At 70.4% G+C, this 18,098-nt stretch carries 21 protein-coding genes; 4 read left to right on the top strand and 17 right to left on the bottom strand.

Annotation, left to right across the window (positions count from 1 at the left end; all coding sequences use genetic code 11):
• Nucleotides 1-45 precede the first annotated feature (45 nt).
• Complete coding sequence (locus tag ABZ463_RS34055; protein WP_352012952.1) at nt 46-567, top strand: peptidoglycan recognition family protein; 522 nt, start codon at nt 46-48, stop codon at nt 565-567.
• A 464-nt stretch (nt 568-1,031) separates the two neighbouring features.
• On the opposite strand, the gene ABZ463_RS34050 is transcribed toward ABZ463_RS34055, so the two are convergent.
• The 8 genes from ABZ463_RS34050 to ABZ463_RS34015 all read right to left on the bottom strand — a co-directional run bounded on the left by ABZ463_RS34050 (nt 1,032) and on the right by ABZ463_RS34015 (nt 7,785).
• Entirely contained in the window at nt 1,032-1,517 is a 486-nt protein-coding gene (locus ABZ463_RS34050) for an Ohr family peroxiredoxin (RefSeq protein WP_352012951.1), read from the bottom strand.
• Nucleotides 1,514-2,263 carry a hypothetical protein gene (locus ABZ463_RS34045; RefSeq protein WP_362782544.1) on the bottom strand — a complete coding sequence of 250 codons (750 nt, stop codon included), beginning with the start codon at nt 2,261-2,263 and terminating at the stop codon, nt 1,514-1,516. Before ABZ463_RS34045 ends, ABZ463_RS34050 begins: the two co-directional genes overlap by 4 nt.
• On the bottom strand, nt 2,256-3,161 hold the full coding sequence (locus ABZ463_RS34040; RefSeq protein ID WP_352012949.1) for an RNA polymerase sigma-70 factor: 906 nt from the start codon (nt 3,159-3,161) through the stop codon (nt 2,256-2,258). The genes ABZ463_RS34045 and ABZ463_RS34040 overlap by 8 nt, the downstream gene beginning before the upstream one ends.
• 91 nt (nt 3,162-3,252) lie before the next feature.
• Nucleotides 3,253-5,016: a ferritin-like domain-containing protein gene (locus ABZ463_RS34035; RefSeq protein ID WP_362782541.1), complete on the bottom strand. Its 1,764-nt coding sequence runs from the start codon at nt 5,014-5,016 to the stop codon at nt 3,253-3,255.
• Nucleotides 5,009-5,239: a hypothetical protein gene (locus tag ABZ463_RS34030; protein ID WP_352012947.1), complete on the bottom strand. Its 231-nt coding sequence runs from the start codon at nt 5,237-5,239 to the stop codon at nt 5,009-5,011. The genes ABZ463_RS34035 and ABZ463_RS34030 overlap by 8 nt, the downstream gene beginning before the upstream one ends.
• Nucleotides 5,240-5,300: 61 nt before the next feature.
• On the bottom strand, nt 5,301-5,723 hold the full coding sequence (locus tag ABZ463_RS34025; RefSeq protein WP_362782539.1) for a cupin domain-containing protein: 423 nt from the start codon (nt 5,721-5,723) through the stop codon (nt 5,301-5,303).
• Nucleotides 5,724-5,726: 3 nt separating this feature from the next.
• On the bottom strand, nt 5,727-6,488 hold the full coding sequence (locus ABZ463_RS34020; protein WP_352012945.1) for an SDR family oxidoreductase: 762 nt from the start codon (nt 6,486-6,488) through the stop codon (nt 5,727-5,729).
• Nucleotides 6,489-6,606: 118 nt separating this feature from the next.
• Nucleotides 6,607-7,785, bottom strand: coding sequence for a low temperature requirement protein A (locus ABZ463_RS34015; RefSeq protein ID WP_362782537.1), 1,179 nt, complete (start codon nt 7,783-7,785; stop codon nt 6,607-6,609).
• A gap of 153 nt (nt 7,786-7,938) precedes the next feature.
• Between ABZ463_RS34015 and ABZ463_RS34010 the strand changes: the two genes are divergently transcribed.
• Complete coding sequence (locus tag ABZ463_RS34010) at nt 7,939-8,763, top strand: sugar nucleotide-binding protein (RefSeq protein WP_362782534.1); 825 nt, start codon at nt 7,939-7,941, stop codon at nt 8,761-8,763.
• 201 nt (nt 8,764-8,964) lie between these two features.
• Nucleotides 8,965-9,540: a DinB family protein gene (locus ABZ463_RS34005; RefSeq protein WP_352012942.1), complete on the top strand. Its 576-nt coding sequence runs from the start codon at nt 8,965-8,967 to the stop codon at nt 9,538-9,540.
• 79 nt (nt 9,541-9,619) lie between these two features.
• Here ABZ463_RS34005 and ABZ463_RS34000 read toward each other — a convergent pair whose 3' ends face one another.
• From ABZ463_RS34000 to ABZ463_RS33975, 6 genes are all read right to left on the bottom strand, one after another.
• Nucleotides 9,620-11,419 (bottom strand): ABC transporter ATP-binding protein, encoded by a 1,800-nt coding sequence (locus tag ABZ463_RS34000; RefSeq protein ID WP_362782532.1) that lies wholly within the window; start codon nt 11,417-11,419, stop codon nt 9,620-9,622.
• A gap of 43 nt (nt 11,420-11,462) precedes the next feature.
• Nucleotides 11,463-11,876 carry a lasso peptide biosynthesis B2 protein gene (locus tag ABZ463_RS33995; protein WP_362782530.1) on the bottom strand — a complete coding sequence of 138 codons (414 nt, stop codon included), beginning with the start codon at nt 11,874-11,876 and terminating at the stop codon, nt 11,463-11,465.
• Complete coding sequence (locus ABZ463_RS33990) at nt 11,873-12,019, bottom strand: hypothetical protein (RefSeq protein WP_362782527.1); 147 nt, start codon at nt 12,017-12,019, stop codon at nt 11,873-11,875. The genes ABZ463_RS33995 and ABZ463_RS33990 overlap by 4 nt, the downstream gene beginning before the upstream one ends.
• Nucleotides 12,016-12,288 (bottom strand): PqqD family peptide modification chaperone, encoded by a 273-nt coding sequence (locus ABZ463_RS33985; RefSeq protein ID WP_352012938.1) that lies wholly within the window; start codon nt 12,286-12,288, stop codon nt 12,016-12,018. Before ABZ463_RS33985 ends, ABZ463_RS33990 begins: the two co-directional genes overlap by 4 nt.
• Nucleotides 12,285-14,048, bottom strand: coding sequence for an asparagine synthase-related protein (locus ABZ463_RS33980; RefSeq protein ID WP_362782523.1), 1,764 nt, complete (start codon nt 14,046-14,048; stop codon nt 12,285-12,287). The genes ABZ463_RS33985 and ABZ463_RS33980 overlap by 4 nt, the downstream gene beginning before the upstream one ends.
• A gap of 160 nt (nt 14,049-14,208) precedes the next feature.
• Nucleotides 14,209-14,340 carry a lasso RiPP family leader peptide-containing protein gene (locus ABZ463_RS33975; RefSeq protein ID WP_352012936.1) on the bottom strand — a complete coding sequence of 44 codons (132 nt, stop codon included), beginning with the start codon at nt 14,338-14,340 and terminating at the stop codon, nt 14,209-14,211.
• 624 nt (nt 14,341-14,964) lie between these two features.
• On the opposite strand from ABZ463_RS33975, the gene ABZ463_RS33970 reads away from it, so the two are divergent.
• Nucleotides 14,965-15,642, top strand: a complete 678-nt coding sequence (locus tag ABZ463_RS33970; RefSeq protein ID WP_352012935.1) for a hypothetical protein — start codon at nt 14,965-14,967, stop codon at nt 15,640-15,642.
• A gap of 6 nt (nt 15,643-15,648) precedes the next feature.
• Here the strand turns inward: ABZ463_RS33970 and ABZ463_RS33965 are convergent, their stop codons facing one another.
• From ABZ463_RS33965 to ABZ463_RS33955, 3 genes are all read right to left on the bottom strand, one after another.
• The gene (locus ABZ463_RS33965) at nt 15,649-16,374 is read right to left on the bottom strand and encodes an ABC transporter permease (protein ID WP_362782519.1); all 726 of its coding nucleotides are present in this window, start codon (nt 16,372-16,374) and stop codon (nt 15,649-15,651) included.
• Nucleotides 16,375-16,513: 139 nt separating this feature from the next.
• Complete coding sequence (locus ABZ463_RS33960; protein WP_362782516.1) at nt 16,514-17,314, bottom strand: ABC transporter permease; 801 nt, start codon at nt 17,312-17,314, stop codon at nt 16,514-16,516.
• Nucleotides 17,311-18,018: an ABC transporter ATP-binding protein gene (locus ABZ463_RS33955; RefSeq protein ID WP_352012932.1), complete on the bottom strand. Its 708-nt coding sequence runs from the start codon at nt 18,016-18,018 to the stop codon at nt 17,311-17,313. The genes ABZ463_RS33960 and ABZ463_RS33955 overlap by 4 nt, the downstream gene beginning before the upstream one ends.
• Between the last annotated feature and the right edge of the window lie 80 nt (nt 18,019-18,098).

Below are 18,098 nucleotides of genomic sequence, written 5' to 3'. Positions count from 1 at the left end.
TCCGGAGCAACACCGTGAGTCCGAACACCGACAGAGGAGATGCCCATGAGCATGCTCAGCCGCCGTGACTGGGGGGCCAGGCCCCCCAAGGACGCCTACACCACGCTCACCCACACCAAGGGTGTCAAGATCCACTACACCGGCGACCACGTCGATCCCGCCCTGGCCAGGGAGCACGCCAGGTGCGTGGCCACGGTCAAGGCGATCCAGGACCACCACATGGACGGCAACGGCTGGATCGACATCGGCTACTCGCTGGTGGTCTGCCCGCACCGCACGATCTTCCAGGGCCGGGGCGCCGGGCACCTGCCCGCCGCCAACGGCGCCGGACTCAACTCCGACCACTACGCCGTCCTGGGGCTCGTCGGCACCTCCGGCCTGACCCAGCCGCCCGACGACATGCTGCTGGGCATCCTCGACGCGATCGACTACCTCCGCGAACACGGCGGCGCGGGCAACGAGGTCAAGGGCCACCGTGACGGCTACTCGACCGACTGCCCCGGCGAAGCCCTCTACAACTGGCTCAAAGCCGGCGCCCCCCGCCCCAAGACCGACGAGTCCCACTGACCGACGTGCTCCCCGCACGTGCGGGGAGCACGCCCCGGGTCCGCGCTGGTCGAGCCGCGACGGCTCACACCGGACGGCCCACCACCGAGACAGGCCGGGCCCGGTGGGCGCTGATGGTCATGGTCGTCCCGGTTCGGACGGCGGGCGGGAACACACGTCGTTCGATCCGTGAAGTCGGGACTCCTCACCTGGGCTGGAATTCCCGGGAACTTTCGTCCGGGCCGAAATTTCCGAGGTTCTTCATTCGGACCGTGAGTCCCGGGTTTCGGAGCGACCGTGAGCCTTCACATAAGCCCGCACAAGGCCGTGTAGGAGCCGGAGTTCGGAGAGGCCGGGCATTTCGCGGAGGACGGGTCCCCGGCGCACGGAAGCCGCCCGCGGTGGCGTGCCCGAGCCGCACGTCAGGAGGTACGGCGGGGCGACGGGTGGGATGACGTTCCGGCCTCAGGAGGGGCGCCCGAAGCTCAGGGGGCGAGGGTGAGGGTGGTGGGGATGCCTTGGCGGGTCATTTTGGTGTAGGGGCACAGGGCGGCTGCCTGGGTGAGGAGGGGGTTGGCCCTGTCGGGGGTGGCTCCGGGCCAGTTGACGACGAGGTCGGCGCGGAGCTGGTACCCGCCGTCCGCCGGGTCGCGGCCGAAGGCGACGGTCGCCTCGACCGTGATCGCGGCGGGGTCGAGGTGGTGCTGACGGGCCAGCAGGCTGAGGGCGCCGTGGAAGCAGGCGGCGTAGCCCGCGGCGAAGAGCTGCTCGGGGTTCGGCCCCGTGGCGTCGCCACCCAGTTCCTCGGGCATCCGCAGCTCCAGGTCAAGGGCGCCGTCCGCGGAGCGGGCCCGGCCGGTGGCCCGGCCGTGGGCGGAGCTGCCGCCGCTCACCTCGACACTCGTGACGTAGAGCGGTTTGAACGCCGAGCCGTCGTAGTCGTGGTCCGTGGACAGGATCGGGTCGTTCACCGGTACGCCTTCCGTGGCAGCGGACGATGCCACGGCCGCAGTTTGTCGGGGTTCAGCACGATCCACACGGCGGTGACCAGGGCTCCGGCGACGCTCATGCCGACCACCGCCACGGCCTGGCCCGCCTGGCGCAGCACCAGGCCCGTCCGGCCGTTCACCGACTCGGCGGTCACCTCGGTGCCGGACTGGCCGGTCAGCAGGGCGACGACGAAACAGGCGACCGCGTCCGCCCCGTGAACGGGATGTACGGCGGCGCGTAGTTTGCCGCCTCCGTCGCTCACGGCTGTCGCGTTCCCGGCCAGGATCTCCCGCAGCGCCGTCACGTCCCCCAGGCCCCAGACCCGGGCGAACCGCCGTACGACACGGTCGTGCTCGGCGAGGGCCCGCGGGTGTGCCGAGCCGACGGCGAGGGCCCGTGGGCGCGTGGGTTCGGCGGTGAGGGCGGGCGGACGCGCGGGGCCGACGGGTTCTGGCCGGTGCTCCGGGGCGGCGACGCCGGGGGCGGGAGCCGGGGCCGGGGCGGCGAGGAGTTCGAGGCAGATCCCTCCGGCCACCTTCGTCAGCCAGGCGCGGGGCACCGTGATGGCGCCGCGTTCCGCCTCGTCGAGGCTGTACCAGCGACGGTAGGTCTCCTGGACGATCCGGTCGGCCAGGGGTTCCGAGCCCAGCATCCACAGGGCGATCTCGATCAGGTGCCGACGTTCGTTGAGCATCTCCGTCAGCGTCCCGGCGCTCACCTCAGCCATGTCCCACCGCCCCGACCGTGCGAGGCCGTGAGCGTTCGAACGCGTCGAGTTTGGCCGGGTTGACGACCCACATGACGTGGTGGATGCCCTGTGGGGAGGCGTCGATGGTGAGGAAGGTGGTGCCGTGGTTGCGGGGGACGATCACCCCGGCCCTGCCGTTCGCCTCGACCCAGGTGATGTCGGCGCCCGGCCAGAACCGCGGCGCGTAGGTGGCGACGAACTTCGCCACCCGGGAACCGCCCGTGATGGGGAAGCGCGCCGCCCCTCTGATGCCGTTTCCGTCGGAGGAGCTGACGACGTCCGCCGCGAAGAGATCTTCGAGGGCGGCGACGTTCCCCGTCTCGGCGGCGGCGAGGAAGACCTTCAGCAGGCGCCGGTGCTCCGTCTTGTCGATGGGCTCGCGGCGCTCGGCGGTCAGGCGTTTACGGGCGCGGCTCACGAGCTGGCGGACGTTGACCTGGCTGAGCTGGAGGATCTCCGCGATCTGCGGATAGGGGTAGACGAAGGCCTCACGGAGCACGTAGGCGGCCCGTTCCGTCGGGGTGAGCCGCTCCAGCAACAGCAGGAAGGCGAATTCGAGTGCCTCCCCGCGTTCGGCGCCCAGGGTGGGGTCGAGGCTGGTGTCGACGGGTTCGGGGAGCCAGGGCCCTATGTAGGCCTCACGGCGTGAGCGGGCGGACTGGATGACGTTGATGGACAGGCGGGTGGTGATCAACGCCAGGAAGGCCGAGGGGTTCTCGACGGTCGCGCGGTCGGTGTTCTGCCAGCGCATCCAGACCTCCTGGAGGATGTCCTCGGCCTCCGTCACGCTGCCGAGCATCCGGTAGGCGATGCCGAACAGGCGCGGACGCAGCTCGACGAACGCGGAGGCGACCTGTTCCAGGGATTCCGTACGCATGTTCACCCGTGCCTTCGCTGCATCGGCGACAACCTGTCCACATTGATTCCCCGGCCGGCCGGTGATCCGTCACACGACCGGCCAAAACGGCCTACGCTCCGCCGTCGCACAGCGGCCCCGGCTCCTCCCGGAAGTCGATCCTCCGGTGGGTGCCGTCGCACAGCGGTTTGTTGCCGGAGTGGCCGCAACGGCACAGCGTCATCCTGTTGCGGGTCTCCAGCGGCTGTCCGTCGGAGCGGGTGACCGGCACCCCTCCGGTGACCCACAGCGCGCTGGCCAGGCCGTTCTCCTCCTCCAGGACCGAGACGGCCTGCGGGAGGTCGGGTTCGACCGTCTCGCCGCCACGGCTCAGGGCGTAGCTGTAGGAGCCGGAGGGACAGTGGTCGATGCGGCCCATGATGTCGGAGCGCACGTCGCTGTCGTCGGTGTCGGCGAGCATCTCGGCGATCGGCCTGGTCCGCCCGACGCAGAAGGCCGCGTGGACGCACAGCTCCCCCACCCGCTGGGCCGAGATGCCCACCCCGTCGTGCACGTGCTGCGTCTCCCTGTACGGCGGGGCGACGGCGGCCTCCGTGCCGTCGAACCCGACCGCCGCGTGGGTCCCGTCGCAGAACGGCTTCGACGAGGAGTGCCCGCAGCGGCACAGCGCGTAGGTGTCCTCGGTCTCCAGGTGTTCGTGGGTCTGCCAGGTCAGCGCGTCGTTCCCGGCGGAGACGATCTTCCGCTTGCGTCTGAGGGGCACGCCGCCGTACACCACGTAGGGGCCGTCGCGCAGGACGACGATCCGCCGCCGGTCGCCGACGCTCCACCGGCGCAGTTCGGGCGCCACGTACTCGAAGGTGGGACCGGCGTCGGGCGTCTCCATCAGGGCCTGGGCCTGCGCCTTGAGCGCGTACATGGTGCCGGTGGCGACCGAGAGCATCCTCGGGCTGCCGTTGAACGCTTGTTCCAGCAGGTGCAGGAGGGCGCAGTAGGTGTGGTTGAACTCCTCCTGCGCGGCGCGGGCGGCGCTGCCGGGCGGCGCGGGCCTGGGGTCGCGCCGCATCGGACGCACCCCGGCCAGGTCGACGGAGACGGCCTCACCGGTCGGCCCTGACTGCGGGGTGTCGCCACGTCGGTAGCGGCGGCCCGCCTTCAGCTCCTGGAACCGGTAGTAGTGCGCGACCTCGTCCCGTTCCGGGTGGAAGACGTCCCGGTCGCCGTCCCAGACCTCGCCGTGGTCCAGGCCTTCGCCCTGTTCGACGATCTCCGCCAGCGCCGTCAGCGCGGACTTCAGGCCGTCGACGACGACCAGCCGTCCGGCGGTGTGCCGGAAGTGGGCCGCGCGCACCTGGCGTGCGGGGTCGCCGCTGAAGACCTCCTGTTCGCCGAGCCGGTCGCACAGCAGCCGCAGTCCCTGTTCGACGGCGGCGTAGAACTGCCCGATCGTCTCGTAGCCGTCGCTCTCCGCCACGGCACCGGCGGGCGCGGGCCGTTCGATCCGCAGGAACATCTCCAGTGCCTCCGGCCCGAAGGGGACCAGGGACAGTTCGATGTCGCTGTGGGGCAGCCGCCGGGGATGCGGTGGCAGCATCTCCGGGGTGTCGAGGCGTGGCCTGCCGCCGACGGCGTTGAGCAGGTTCGCGGCCAGCGTCAGGTGCAGCATCTCCTCGGCGAAGACGCTGCCCACCACCTCGACGGCCTCCCGGTTGCGCTCCGGGTCCAGCGAGTACAGCGCGCACAGGTACGGCGGCAGCGTCGCGTGTTCCAGCTCGATCGCCCACTGCAGGTGTTCCCTGAGGCTGTCGAGCGTGTCGATCCCCCCGTTGACGCCCCCGTTGACGCCCCGGCCGTCCCGGACCGGGTGTTCAGGCACCGTGACCGCCGGGCCGGGAGTCGTCCTCCAGCACCTCGACCGCTTCGAGCAGACCCCGCAGGCCGATCTCCTCGCGCTCGGCGTCGGTGGGGTCGAACAGCCAGTCGGTGACCGGCAGCCCGGCCACCTCCTCGGGGTGGCTCGCCTCGACCTGGGTCAGTTCGATCTCGACCTCGGCCTGGAGTTCGTACAGGAACTCGTTCTCGGCGTTCGGGGTGCTCATCTTTCCTCCGCGTGTGGTTCGAGCGCTCCGCCGTACGGCGTGCGGGCGGTGTGGGCCGGGGTCAGGCGGGGCGCGGGGCGCGACGGTCCCCGCGCTGGGCGAGTTCGTCCTCGTCCGCGAGGGTGAGCATCGGTCTGCCCGGCTCGCACAGCATCGTGACGGTGAACCGCAGCGGGACGTCGTCGCGGTTGTTGCCGTCCTGGTAGTGGATGACGTCGCCGCCCGGCTCCCAGAAGGCCTCCCCGGCGCGGACGACACGCTCGGGCTCGCCCTCGATCTCGAACAGCATCTCGCCCTCCAGGACGTAGCCGAACGCCGGTCCCGAGTGGCGGTGCGGCGGGGTGCCCGGGTCACCGGGCGGGAACTCGATCACCACGGTCATCGCGTGCGCGCCCTGCGGGATGAACGGCGGTTCCGCCTCCTGCAGCATGGTCAGCGCCGTCTGCCATGCGTTCGATCCTGGTCTCCGCGTGCCCTCGGACATGGGTCACCTGCCCTGGGCCTGCGCCGTACGGCCTGGCCAGTCGCGGTAGCGGATCCGGCCGAGGGTGGCGCCCTCCTCCGGCACCAGGGTCCGCTCCTCCAGCTCGCTGCCGAAGTAGCGCGCGTGCGGGTCGGTGACCACCTCGCGGGGGTCGCCCCATTCGGCCAGTACGTCGCGGAAGAACTCGTCCATCTGGAACCGTTCCGGACCGGCGATCTCGATCCTGCCGTTGATCGGCGAGCCGACCGCGACCTTGCCGACCTCCTGCGCGACCTCGTCGCCCGCCATGGGCTGGAAGCGCACGGGCGCCACCCGCACCTTGTCGCCGTCTGTGGCCTCGTCGGCGATGTGCCGGACGAACTCGAAGAACTGGGTCGCGTGGACGAGGGAGAACGGGATCGACGACTTCTCGATCAGCTGTTCCTGGGCGATCTTCGCCCGGAAGTAGCCGTTCTCTGGCAGCCGTTCCGTGCCGACCACCGAGACCGCGACGTGGTGACCGACGCCCGCCGCCGCCTCCGCGGCCAGCAGGTTGCCCGTGGAGGTCGTGAAGAACTCCATCACCGCGGTGGCCTCGAAGGAGGGGGAGTTCGACACGTCGACCACGACCTGGGCGCCCTCCAACACCTCCGCAAGCCCTTCACCGGTGAGGGTGTTGACCCCGGTGCTCGGCGCCGCCGCCACCGCCTGGTGACCGTGTTCGTTCAGTTTCGCCACAAGCTTCGACCCGATCAGGCCGGTTCCACCGACCACGACGATCTTCATGGCAGACCCTTTCCGCTTGTCCTCTGTCCGCCGGGGCACCCGTGTGCCAACCGGTCGCCAGCTAAGACAGGGCAGCCCCCGAGCCTGTGACAGCCGTCGCGAAAATCTTTTTTGACGGCTACGCCGCCTCCTGCCGGGACGCCCTCCCCGCGGTGATGATCGTCACCGCGACCAGCAGGACGCAGACGACCGTGATCGCCCCGACCACGGCGGCCACCCCGATCGCGGGCGCCGCGAGGGGCAGCGCCAGGACGGCGACGACACCGCCCAGTGCCGGGACGGGACGGATGACGGGCTCCGCCGTGATGAGTCTGTGCAGGGCCCAGAGCATGGCGAGATACACCCCGGTCGGGATGGCGACGGCGTAGCCGAGGGCCGACGGCGACGCCGCCACCGCGTGCCCGCTCTGTTCCACCGCCACTTCGAGCCCGGCGCCGAGGGCCGCCAGGGCCGCGAAGATGACGTAGTGGCCGTACCCCCACAGATAGGACCGATGGCGGCGGTCGTTGAGGCCCTCCCCCGCCTCGGTGAGGAAGTAGAGCCACCACAGGGCGAACAGCAGGACGAGGGCGCAGACGGCGATGACCACGAAGGACGGCCTGATCTCCGCCGCTTCGAGTGCCCCGGCGACTCCCCGGCTCGCGGCCAGCACGCTCTCCCCGAGCAGGATGATCGTGAACAGGCCGTAGCGTTCGGCGATGTGGTGCGGGTGCCAGTTGGTGGACCTGACCCGTTCCGCCCACCTCGGCACCGCGAGTTCCAGGACGACCAGGCAGACGAAGGCCGGCAGCCAGGCGGACTCCGGCAGGACACCCGTGTCCGCGAGGACGAGCCGCAGCACCCATCCCACCTGCAGGACGGTGATGCCGGCGGCGTAGCGCAGCGCGGTGCGACGACCGGCCGGATCTTCGAGACCGGCCCGCACCCACTGGGCGACGAGCCCGATCCTCATGATGATGTAGCCCAGCGTGACGATGCCGTAGTCGGAGTGGTCGGCCGCGGCGGGCACCCCGGCGGCCAGCGTCAGCACCCCGCCCATCTGGACCATGGTCAGCAGCCGGTAGAGAACGTCGTCGGTGTCGTAGGACGAGGCGAACCACGTGAAGTTCATCCACGCCCACCAGATCGCGAAGAACACCTGCAGGAACGGCACCAGCCCGGTGAGGCCGTGACCGGCGGCGACGGCGTGCGCGAGCTGGGCGGTGACGGCCGCGACCGCGACCACGAAGGTGAGGTCGAACAGCAGCTCCAGCTGGCTGGAGACGCGGTGCGGCTCGTCGATGGCACGAGCGGTCATCCGGACCCGGATCCGGACGGACGTGCTGGCTGGTGGCACGGTCTTGCTCCTGTCGTTCGCACCTGACTGGTCCGCCATAGTCTGACCTGCCTGAAAGACAGGGCGGCGTCCCGGTCTGTGACACCTCACCGCCTCCGGTTACGGTGACGGCCCATGAGAATCTGCATCGTAGGCGCCAGCGGCTTTCTCGGCGGCGAACTCCTACGGCGGGCCGCCACCGGCCATGTCGTCGCCGCGACCTATCTGAACCGCCCGGGAACGACGGCGGGGGCCGACTGGCTGCCGCTCGACGTCCGTGACCGTACGGCCGTGGCCGACCTGGTCAGGTCCTTCGCCCCCGACGTCGTCGTCAACGCGGCCTACGACCAGGCCGACTGGACGACCACGGCGCTCGGCGCCGCCCACATGGCCGTCGCGACCCGGGAGAACGGCGGGCACCTGGTGCACGTGTCCAGCGACGCCGTGTTCTCCGGCAGGGCGATCACCTACACCGAGGACGACGTCCCCGACCCGATCACCCCGTACGGAGCGGCGAAGGCGGCAGCAGAGGTGGCCGTGCAGGTGATCGACCCCTCGGCCCTGATCGCCAGGACGTCCCTGATCGTCGGGGACGGCGGCTCCTCCCACGAGGCCATGGTCCACTCCCTGGCCGCGGGCCGTACGCCCGGAGCGCTGTTCACCGACGAGGTGCGCTGCCCCGTGCACGTCTCCGACCTGGCCTCGGCCCTGCTGGAGCTCGCCGCCTCCGGCCGTTCGGGGGTCCACCATGTGGCCGGGGCCGACGCGGTGAGCCGCTACGACCTCGGCCTCCTGATCGCGGAACGCGACGGCCTGGACCCGGCCCGCCTGCCCTCCGGCCGCAGCGCCGACCTCCCCTCGCCCCGCCCCCTCGACGTCCGCCTGGACTGCTCCCTGACCCGGCGACACCTGCGAACGAGACTCCGCGGCGCACGGGAGTTCCTGCGAAACGGGGCCTGACCTGGCACGCCGTACCCTCTGACGTCGGCCGAGCCGTGAGAAGTGTAGTTATGATAACCGTACTTCTCTTAGCTTCTAAGGGATCTGGGCGCGAACCCCCGAGCCCCGGGTTGCTGGTCGAGCAGGGCGTCCTGGCGTGGTGGCGCGCCTGACCGTGAAGAACGTCCACAGAAAGGGACACCGGACATGACGGAGTCAGGCGTGAAGACGGACCTTCACCGTTACCTTCAGCGCGCCCGTGACGCCATGGTGTGGAAACTCGACGGGCTGTCGGAGTACGACGCCCGCCGGCCGCTCACCCCGACGGGCACCAACCTGCTCGGCCTGGTGAAGCATCTGGCCGGGGTCGAGGCCGCCTACTTCGGCGACACCTTCGGGAGGCCGTACGGCGAGGCGCTGCCGTGGATGTCCGAGGAGGCCGAACCCAACGCGGACATGTGGGCCGACGAGAGCGAGACCCGCGAGGGGATCGTCGCGCTCTACCGCCGCGCGTGCGCGCACGCGGACACCACGATCGGCACGCTCGCCCTGGACTCCGTCGGACGGGTGGCGTGGTGGCCGCCGGAGCGCAGCGAGGTCACGCTGCACCTGATCCTGATCCACATGATCGCCGAGACCAACCGGCACGCCGGGCACGCCGACATCGTCCGGGAGCTGATCGACGGGGCCGTCGGCCTGCGGGCGGACATGGACAACATGGCGCCGGGCGACGAGGCCTGGTGGGCCCGCTACCGCGACCGGCTCGAAAAGGTGGCCCGTGAGGCCGGCCGGTCCTGACCGCGACCGGCGTTCGAGTCCGCCGGACTCGCGGCCGTGGGAAACCCCTGTGGTCTGCCGCGCTTCCGCGAGGCGGTCGTCAGGCGAGCAGCTGGTTGTGGGCGAGTTCGCGGTAGAGGGGGGAGATCCTCAGGAGTTCCTCGTGCCTGCCCTGGGCCACGACCCGGCCGTTCTCCATGACGATGATCGAGTCGGCCGCGACCACGGTCGAGAGCCGGTGCGCGATCACGATGATCGACTGGGTGCCGTCCTTGGCGCGCAGGACGTCCTGGACGACCTTCTCGTTGTTGCTGTCCAGGTTCGAGGTGACCTCGTCCAGCAGCAGGATCGGCGCGTCGGCGAGGAACGCCCGCGCGATCGCCAGCCGCTGCCGTTCGCCGCCGCTGAGCAGCACCCCGACCTCACCGACCTGGGCGTCGAGGAAGTCGTCCGTCGCGGGCAGGTTGACCCGGCGCAGGGCCTCAAGGCACCGTTCCCGGCTCGCGGTGTGCGCGCCGAGCAGCAGGTTGTCCCGTACGGTGCCGGACAGCGCGGGCGCGTCCTGCTCGACGTAGGAGATCTGCCCGCGCAGCTCGTCGCGTGACAGCCGCCGCACGTCCTCGCCGAGGAAGCCGATCTCCCCCTCGGTGACGTCGTGGAACCGTTCGAGCAGGGCGAAGAGCGTCGACTTGCCCGCGCCGGACGGGCCGACCACGGCCGTCGTCCTGCCGCCGGGGAAGTCCAGGGTGACGTTCCGCAGGGCCCAGGCCTCGTCGTCGGAGCCGTTCTCCGTACGCCTCGGGTAGCGGAAGGAGACGTCCCTGAGCGTGAAGACCGGCTCGCCGGGGGCCGTCCGTGCGGGCAGGGCCGTCAGCGGGGTGTCGGTCTCCGGCTCCATCGCCTGGATCTCCATGATCCGGGTGAGCGAGCCGAAGGCCTCGCCGAGCAGGGAGACCAGGCCGCCGAACACCGTGATCGGGGTGGCCATGAGCAGCAGATACATGATGAAGGCGCTGAGCTGGCCGATGGTGAGCGAGCCCGCGGCGACCCGGATCGCCCCGGCGGCGACGACCGCGACGAGCAGCAGCTGTACGGCGACGCCGGAGAAGGTCTGCACGACGGCCCGCAGCCGGGCGACGGCGAAGCCCGCGTCGAGGGCCTCGCGGGCCCGTTCCACGGCGGAGTCGGCCTCGCGGGTGGTCGAGACGGTGGCACGGATGGTCCGTATCGCGCCGAGTGCCCGGGTGACGACGGTGGCCAGGTCGCCGACGGCGTTCTGCGCGCGCAACCCGGCCGGGCGAGTACGCCGTCCGATCAGGTAGACCGCCACGATGACCACGAAGATGGCCAGTGCCGCGAGCGCCAGCAGCACCCAGTCGATCAGCGCCATCATGACGATGGAGACCAGCACCGTGATCAGGCTGGTGGCCAGCTCGACCAGTCCCGAACTGAGGATGGACCGGGTCTGGGACACGTCGGTGGTGATCCTGGAGACGAGGTCGCCGCGCTCACGCCGTTCGAGCACGCCGATCGGCAGCCGGTAGACGTGCCTGATCAGCCGTTGCCTGGTGTCGAAGGCGAAGCGTTCGCCCGAGCGCTGCAGGACGTACTGTTCGAGCCCGTTGAGGGTGGCGCTGGCCACCAGCAGCGCGAACATGAGCCCCAGCGCCCCGTACGGCACGCCCCCGGCGAACCCGTCGACCGTCGAGGAGACCAGCAGCGGCTGCAGCGCCGCGAGCACGGTCGAGGCGGCGCCGAACGCGAACGCCACGACCATGCTCGGGCGGTACGGCCTCAGCAGGGCCAGCGCCTGCCGGAACCCGGCGACCTGGGGTGCCGCCTGTCCGGACCCGGGGGTGGCGTCCGGTGCCACGGTCTCCTGCGCGACTACGGTGGTCACGGTATACGACCTCGTTTCCGGAAATTTCAGGAAGTTGTGGGGGTCAGCGGTGGGGGACCGACATGACGGCGTGGAAGTGCGCCACCACCTCGGGCTCTCCGATCGGCACTCCGTCCACCTCGACCCAGGCGTGCGCGACGAAGGGGTCGGGCCGGAAGCCGGTCTTCCACGCGGGCGGCGCGCCGTACAGGCGGCCGAGCAGCATGACCGCGACCGAGCGTTGCAGGCAGCCCTCGCCCGCGCAGCGGCGGCTGACGCTGTTGACCGCGTCCCGCCAGGCGAGCACGTCCGCCGCCACGGGTGGCCGGGTGCCCCTGACCAGCAGGTTCAGCACGCGGCGCAGCAGGTGCGGGGAGAGCCTGGACAGCGGCAGGGCGAGCGCGGCGGCGGTCCTGGCGGCGACGGCGGGCCTGCGGCGCAGCCGTACCCGGCGCTGCGGCATGATCGGCGCGCTCACAGCGACCACCCCGCCGGCAGGCCGCTCATCCTGAGCGAACCTGTCAGGAAGCCGTTCGTCGCGAGCGATCCCGCCGACAGGCCTTCCATGGCGGGCGATCCCGTCGGCGGGCTCGTGAAGGGCTCCTTCGGCAGGCCGTTCACGACAGCTTCCCCTCGATGAGCTTGGCGCGGCGCAGTTCGTCGAACAGGGCCAGGTGGTCGGAGCGGACCCGCTCGGCGTCGGCCCCGGTCTCCCTGGCGATCTGACCGACCAGGTCGTCGAGGGCGCGGCCCCGGCCGAGTTCCTCGACCATCGTGATCGCCGTCTGGTTGAGGTGCCAGTAGACGCCGCGTCTGGTGTCGAGGATGACCTTGCCGTCCTCGACCTCGACGATCGACAGGCCCTGCCTGAGGTGAACCACGGTCGTCACTCCCCCTGTCCCACGGAGCGCAGCCAGCGCTCGGCGATCACGATGTTGTCCAGGTCGGTGTAGGCGGTCCCGCTCGTGGTGTACCGCTCGGCCAGGCGCAGGACGCGTTCGGCGGAGACCAGGCCCAGGTCCTCAAGGGCGGAGCCGTCGGCGAAGAGCCTTCGCAGCACCGGTTTGACCGCCTGGTGCTGGGCGAACACCTCGGCGGTGTAGTCGCCCTTGTCCGGCCTGGTGAAGTAGTCGAGCGCCATCGCCGGGGGCCTGGCCGCCGCGAGCAGCGGTTTGGCCGGGTACTGGTGGCTGCGCGCGCCGACGCCGAGCGCCAGGGCGGCCTCGACGACGCGCCGGTCGAGATACGGGCTGTCGAAGGTGATCCCGCCCGGGGTCGCGGCCTGGTTCATCCGCCGTACGACGTTGCCGTGCACCACGAGGTAGTCGAGGATCTGGTTGACCGTACGGTCCTCGGAGAAGGCTCCCCGTTCCCCGAGCACCGCGTCGGCGGCCAGTCGTCGCAGGTGTTCACGGGCGGTCTCGGTCAGCGCCGGGTGCACCTTCGGCAGCGGCACCCAGCGGGAGTAGGCGGCCACCCCCTCGTCACGGACGCCGAAGTCGTGCCGGGCGATCCTGCGCAGGTCGTCCAGGTAGGAGCCCCGCTCGGCGAGCATCCGGACGGTCTGGCCGAGCGGGTGCCGGTTGAGCACCCGGAACCGCCACGTACGGCGGTAGCGCCCCTTCTCCCGCGAGTGGAACAGCGACCAGAGCATCGTGGAGACCGAGCCGAACAGGGCGTCGCCCGCGTGACCGTTGAGGTGCAGCGTGGTCCCGGTCTCCTTCATGACCTCCTCGATCATGGAGACCGAGGCCAGCGCGGCGTTGGCGATGCCCGGCCCCTCCGGCGCCGTGGCCACCGTGCCCGTCCGCTCGTCCAGCAGGTGCGGGATGACCGAGCCGTACGGCACGCTGTGGTGGTCGACGCCCAGTTCCGCGGCGGCGCGGCCCGCCCATCGGTGGTCGTTGTTGGCGACGTTGGCCGAGGCGAGGAAGAGCGTGTGCGGCTTGAGGCCGAGGTCGGCGAGGAAGAAGCAGAGCGTCGTGGAGTCGAGGCCGCCGGACAGGTCGGCGCTGATCTCCTGGTGTCCCGCCGTTCTGAGGCGTAGCGCCTCGGTGACGGCCCCGCGCAGCTCCTCCGCGAGGTCGTCCACGGAGCGGCCGGGGTGGGGCGGTCGCCACCACACCGTGCGGGCGGGGGCGCGGTCGTTCCAGGAGTCGAGCCACTCGCCGGGGCCGGTGACGTGCACGCCCTCCCAGACGCTCCTGAGTCCGTAGGCGTGTGTGATCTCCGCGTCGGTGAGCCTGCTCGCCAGGACGGCCGGGTCGGGGCGCAGCCGGGCCAGGGTCCTGAGCGTGTGCTGGTCGTCGGAGATCAGGGGCACCCCGTCGACCATGGCCCAGCACAGGGCGCGGGTGAGCAGGAGCGGGCCCTGCGAGCGCATGCGCGTGTTCTCTCTGGCGAAGAGCAGGAGGTCGCCCTCGACGAGCCGCTCGGCGACCGAATCGAGTTCCCTGACCGTTTTCCTGTCGCCGACGAGCCGGGCAAGATCGCTTTCTGTGAATGCCGTTCCGCTGTTTCCCAGGAGAATGACGTCGATATCCCTGTTTCCCGCCCGCACGATCCCACGGCCGTCGCCGCCGATGATCCACGGGAATCCCGATGGATGTCGGAACAGGATCTCTCCCGCGTGCTCGACGATCTCGTTCACGAGTGCGGGACGCAAAGGGATGTCTGGCAGGACTACCACAGGCATGGCGAAATTCCCGGCCTTTTCATCGTGTTCCGCGTCGATGGGAATTGGGTAGGGTTGGACGGGCACGGAGCAGGTGTCTGCTGCTCCGTGCCCGCGCTCAGCCGTCCCTCGCGGGTTACGCCGGCGGGTGGATCACGATCAGCGCGCGGAAGCCGAGGATGTCGTGCTCACGGGCGCTGCCGAGGCTCTTGGTGACGTCCTCGAACGATCCGATCCGGGTCAGCGTGGGCGCGGTGTAGTCACTCACGGTGTACTCCTCTCTCATGTGGGTCGTTGGTGCGTCGGCACCGGCCGGTGCCCACACAGAAAGCTAAGCCGCCCGTCCGCCCGGGGTAATCTCGGCGATCCGAGAAGTCGTCCGGTTGCCGTTGGGGAAAATCATTGATACACGCGCGCGTGCCGACCGATTAGTGATCTGGTTCACTGTCGCACGTGACCGCAATGACTCTCCGTAGTCAATGCGAACGGATATGGAGTTCTCCCAGCTTCCGGCGCGTCTGAGAACACCCATTAACAGTGCGTCCCGATCAGCCGCTTCACCCCTGCGGCCACCCTTGTAGCCATGAGCGCACATGTCTTACATTAAGGGTGATTTTCGGCTGCCTGATGGTGAATTCTCCGGCCGTTCGCCCGTTTTCAGGCTGGCATAAAACTACAAAAAGGACGCTGTGACCTGTCCAGACCGGACGACATCATCGGGAGGTGACGATTCTCGCTTCGCACAGCAGCCGACCGGTCGGCGTCGCCACCGCGGCGGCTCCTCCGTAGGCCTGCCCGAGGACACCGACGAGACGATCCGAGGAGCGACGTACGGCCACACCCCAGAGTTTCTTGATCAGCACGGGGAGCCATGAAGAACAACGGGGAAGCGATGAACAAGAAGATCACGATCCAGGGCCCCGCCGAGATCGGTGAGACGGCCACCCAGATCAGCCTGACCGCCGGGCAGTCCGCCACGATCGGAGCCTGTCGCTGCGGACACTGCAGGGTCGACCTGCGCATCGACACCGACGAACTGCCACCGGCGATCGGCCGCGTCACCGCCCACACCGGATTCTGGTCGCTGAGCAACCTGTCCGGCGAGGCACCGATGACCGTGACGAACATGGACGACTGGTACCAGTACCTTGTGGTCGAACCCGGACGCCGCGACGTGCCCGTCCCGTTCGAACTGGCGCAGATCGAACTGGCCCCCTCACCCAACGCCCCCAAAGTGGCCGTCTTCGGCTACGAGCCGCAGTACACCTCCCAGGACCGCCTGGTGATGTGCCAGTCGCCGCCACCGCGTCCGCTGCTCGACCGCCGTTCAACCTATTTCTCCGTCCTGTCCGAACTCTGTCGCGACAGGCTGAACGGCACCATGGACGCGAGCCTGCCCACCTCCGTGGAGATCGCCGACAAGCTGCGCACCCGCTACCGGTCCATCAGCCCGCGTGCCGTCGACGCCCACATCAAGTACGTCAGCGAGAAGCTGCGGCTCCCCAAGGGAGCGGGCCGGGACGCGCTCGTCGCCGTGGTCATCCGGGCGAACCTGCTGCACCAGTCGTGACACCCCTCAGCTGTCCCGCCGTACGGTGACCACCCAGGCGGCGCCGACGAACACCGCGGCCCAGGCCAGGAGCACCCCGAAACCGGCGGGACGGCTGAGCGCCAGCACCGGGCTCGTGGGGGCGCCGAGGAAGCTCAGCGTCGCCTCGTGCGGCAGCAGCCGTACGAGGCCGGGCAGCAGGCCCGCGAGCATCGGGGAGACCAGGATCGGCAGGATGAACAGTACGGCCAGCGGGGTGACGACCGTCCTGGCCAGAACCGCGAAACCACACCCGAGAAGGCCGAGCAGCAGATAGGCCGTCACCTCGGCGGGCAGGCCGTCCACCGCCTGCCGTACGAGAAGACCGGGGAGCAGCACGGCCGTCGCCGCCACGACGGCCGTCCCCGCGCCGGCCAGGAGCTTGGCCAGGAAGAACCGGTTGCGGTCGGGCGTCGCGATGAGGCTGACCCGCAGCTGCCCGCCGTACTCCCTGCCCGCGGCGAAGACCGGGACGGCGACGAAGGCGTAGACCGGGGCCAGCATCACGGTGCCGAGCTGGGCGATGGCGACCGGTCCGCCCTGGGAGGCGACGCGCACGGTGTCGGAGGCCGCGAGCAGGCCCAGCAGCGTGTTGGCCACCAGGGTGACGGCCAGCGCGATCCAGGTCGCGGGCAGGGTGCGGATCTTGGTGAACTCGGCGCGCACCAGGTCGGCCAGCCCGATCGCCTCCCGCCGTTCGGAGAGACCGGTCATCGCGCGTTCTCCTCGTCACGGGGGAGCCGCGTTTCCTCTCCGGCGCGCGGGAGTCGCGCGGGGACGTCGCCCCGTGGGGGTCGCCCGTTCCCCTCGCCGCGTGGGAGTCGCGTGTGCTCCCCGTCGCGTGGCAGGTTCGTCATCGCGCGTCCCTCCTGGCGAGCAGGAAGGCGGCCACGACCGTGGTCACCAAAGGCCAGGCGACCAGCACCACCATGGCGTGTCCCGGCCCCGCGGAGAGCGTGTTCTCCACCGGGTTGAGCAGCAGGTTGCGGCCCGCGCTGAGCGGGAACAGCGCGTCGAGGGCCGGGGAGAACACGGCCAGGAGCTGCGTCATGGTGACCGCGATCAGCCCGACGGTGACCGCGACACCCGTGAGGGTGCTGCGGGCGATCACCGTGATCGCGAAGCTGATCAGGCCGGTCAGCACCGCGAAGGCGACGAACTTCCCCTGCCCGACCCAGGCTCCCGGGCTCACCAGCAGGCCCGGATTCCAGTCCCTGACCGCGGCGTACATGAACGCCGTGCTGACCCCGGCGACGACCACGGCCACGAACAGCAGGTAGACGGTGGCCGCGACGGTCTTGGCGACGATCAGCCGCCCCCGGCGCGGCACCGCGAGCAGCGTCTGCCCGAGCTGCGGGGTACGGAACTCCTGTCCGGCGATGACCGCCCCGAGGCCGGGCAGGAACAGCCCCATCTGGAACGACGACGCCACCAGGAAGTCGACGATCGCCCGGTTGGCGGGCTGCGGGTCGTCGGCGAACAGCTCGATCATGCCGTCCGGGGTGATGGCGCGCACCGCCTCGATGTTGATCCCCACGTTCGCGTAGGAGACCAGCAGGTGCAGGGCGAGGATCACACCGGTGACGATCCACACCGTGCGCAGGGTGACGATCTTCGTCAGTTCGGCCCTGGTCGCTGCGAACACGGCGCTCACCACCCCACCTGGCCGCCGGTGAGCGCGAAGAAGGCCGTCTCCAGCGACGCGTGCCCCTCGGTGATCTCCTCGATCGAGCCGCGCGCGACGATCCTTCCCTGGGCGATGACGACCGCCTCGTCCGCCGTCTCGGCCATCTCCGCCATCAGGTGGCTGGACAACAGCACGGTACGGCCGGAGGCCGCGAACTCCCGCAGGAAGGTGCGCACCCAGCGGATGCCGTCCGGATCGAGCCCGTTGACCGGTTCGTCGAGCACCAGGATCTCCGGGTCGCCGAGCAGCGCCGCGGCGATGCCGAGGCGCTGCCCCATGCCGAGGGAGTACTTCTTGACCCGCTGCTTGGCCGCGTCGCCGAGGCCGACCAGGTCGAGCACCTCCCGTACCCGGCTCCGGGGGATGCGGTTGCTCTGCGCGATCCACGTGAGATGGTCGATCGCGCGACGCTCGGGCACCGGCCCCGCCCCGTCGAGCAGCGCCCCGACCTTGCGCAACGGATGGCTCAGGTCGCGGTACGGCCTGCCGTCGATCAGCGCGGTGCCGCTCGTCGGGTGGTCGAGACCGAGCAGCACCCGCAACGTGGTGGACTTGCCCGCGCCGTTCGGGCCGAGGAAGCCGGTCACCGTGCCCGGCCGTACGGTGAAGCTGACGTCGTCGACCGCCGTCTTCGCGCCGTAGCGCTTGCTGAGCCGTGAAACCTCGATCATCGCCCGCCTCGCGTCGCCTGGGATCCGGACGTCCAGCGTGCTCCCCGTCACCCCGACCCCGCGTCACCCGAAAGTGGACA

This window comes from Streptosporangium sp. NPDC020145, from assembly GCF_040631275.1.
GTDB lineage: Bacteria > Actinomycetota > Actinomycetes > Streptosporangiales > Streptosporangiaceae > Streptosporangium.
The sequence above is the reverse complement of the archived record's forward strand: the minus strand, read 5'-3'. Positions and strand labels throughout refer to the sequence as shown.

Coding starts and splice junctions, on each gene's coding strand:
- ABZ463_RS34055 (WP_352012952.1), top strand. CDS start 46: ATGAGCATGCTCAGCCGCCGTGACTGGGGGGCCAGGCCCCCCAAGGAC.
- ABZ463_RS34045 (WP_362782544.1), bottom strand. CDS start 2,263: ATGGCTGAGGTGAGCGCCGGGACGCTGACGGAGATGCTCAACGAACGT.
- ABZ463_RS34040 (WP_352012949.1), bottom strand. CDS start 3,161: ATGCGTACGGAATCCCTGGAACAGGTCGCCTCCGCGTTCGTCGAGCTG.
- ABZ463_RS34030 (WP_352012947.1), bottom strand. CDS start 5,239: ATGAGCACCCCGAACGCCGAGAACGAGTTCCTGTACGAACTCCAGGCC.
- ABZ463_RS34025 (WP_362782539.1), bottom strand. CDS start 5,723: ATGTCCGAGGGCACGCGGAGACCAGGATCGAACGCATGGCAGACGGCG.
- ABZ463_RS34020 (WP_352012945.1), bottom strand. CDS start 6,488: ATGAAGATCGTCGTGGTCGGTGGAACCGGCCTGATCGGGTCGAAGCTT.
- ABZ463_RS34015 (WP_362782537.1), bottom strand. CDS start 7,785: ATGACCGCTCGTGCCATCGACGAGCCGCACCGCGTCTCCAGCCAGCTG.
- ABZ463_RS34010 (WP_362782534.1), top strand. CDS start 7,939: ATGAGAATCTGCATCGTAGGCGCCAGCGGCTTTCTCGGCGGCGAACTC.
- ABZ463_RS33970 (WP_352012935.1), top strand. CDS start 14,965: ATGAACAAGAAGATCACGATCCAGGGCCCCGCCGAGATCGGTGAGACG.
- ABZ463_RS33965 (WP_362782519.1), bottom strand. CDS start 16,374: ATGACCGGTCTCTCCGAACGGCGGGAGGCGATCGGGCTGGCCGACCTG.
- ABZ463_RS33955 (WP_352012932.1), bottom strand. CDS start 18,018: ATGATCGAGGTTTCACGGCTCAGCAAGCGCTACGGCGCGAAGACGGCG.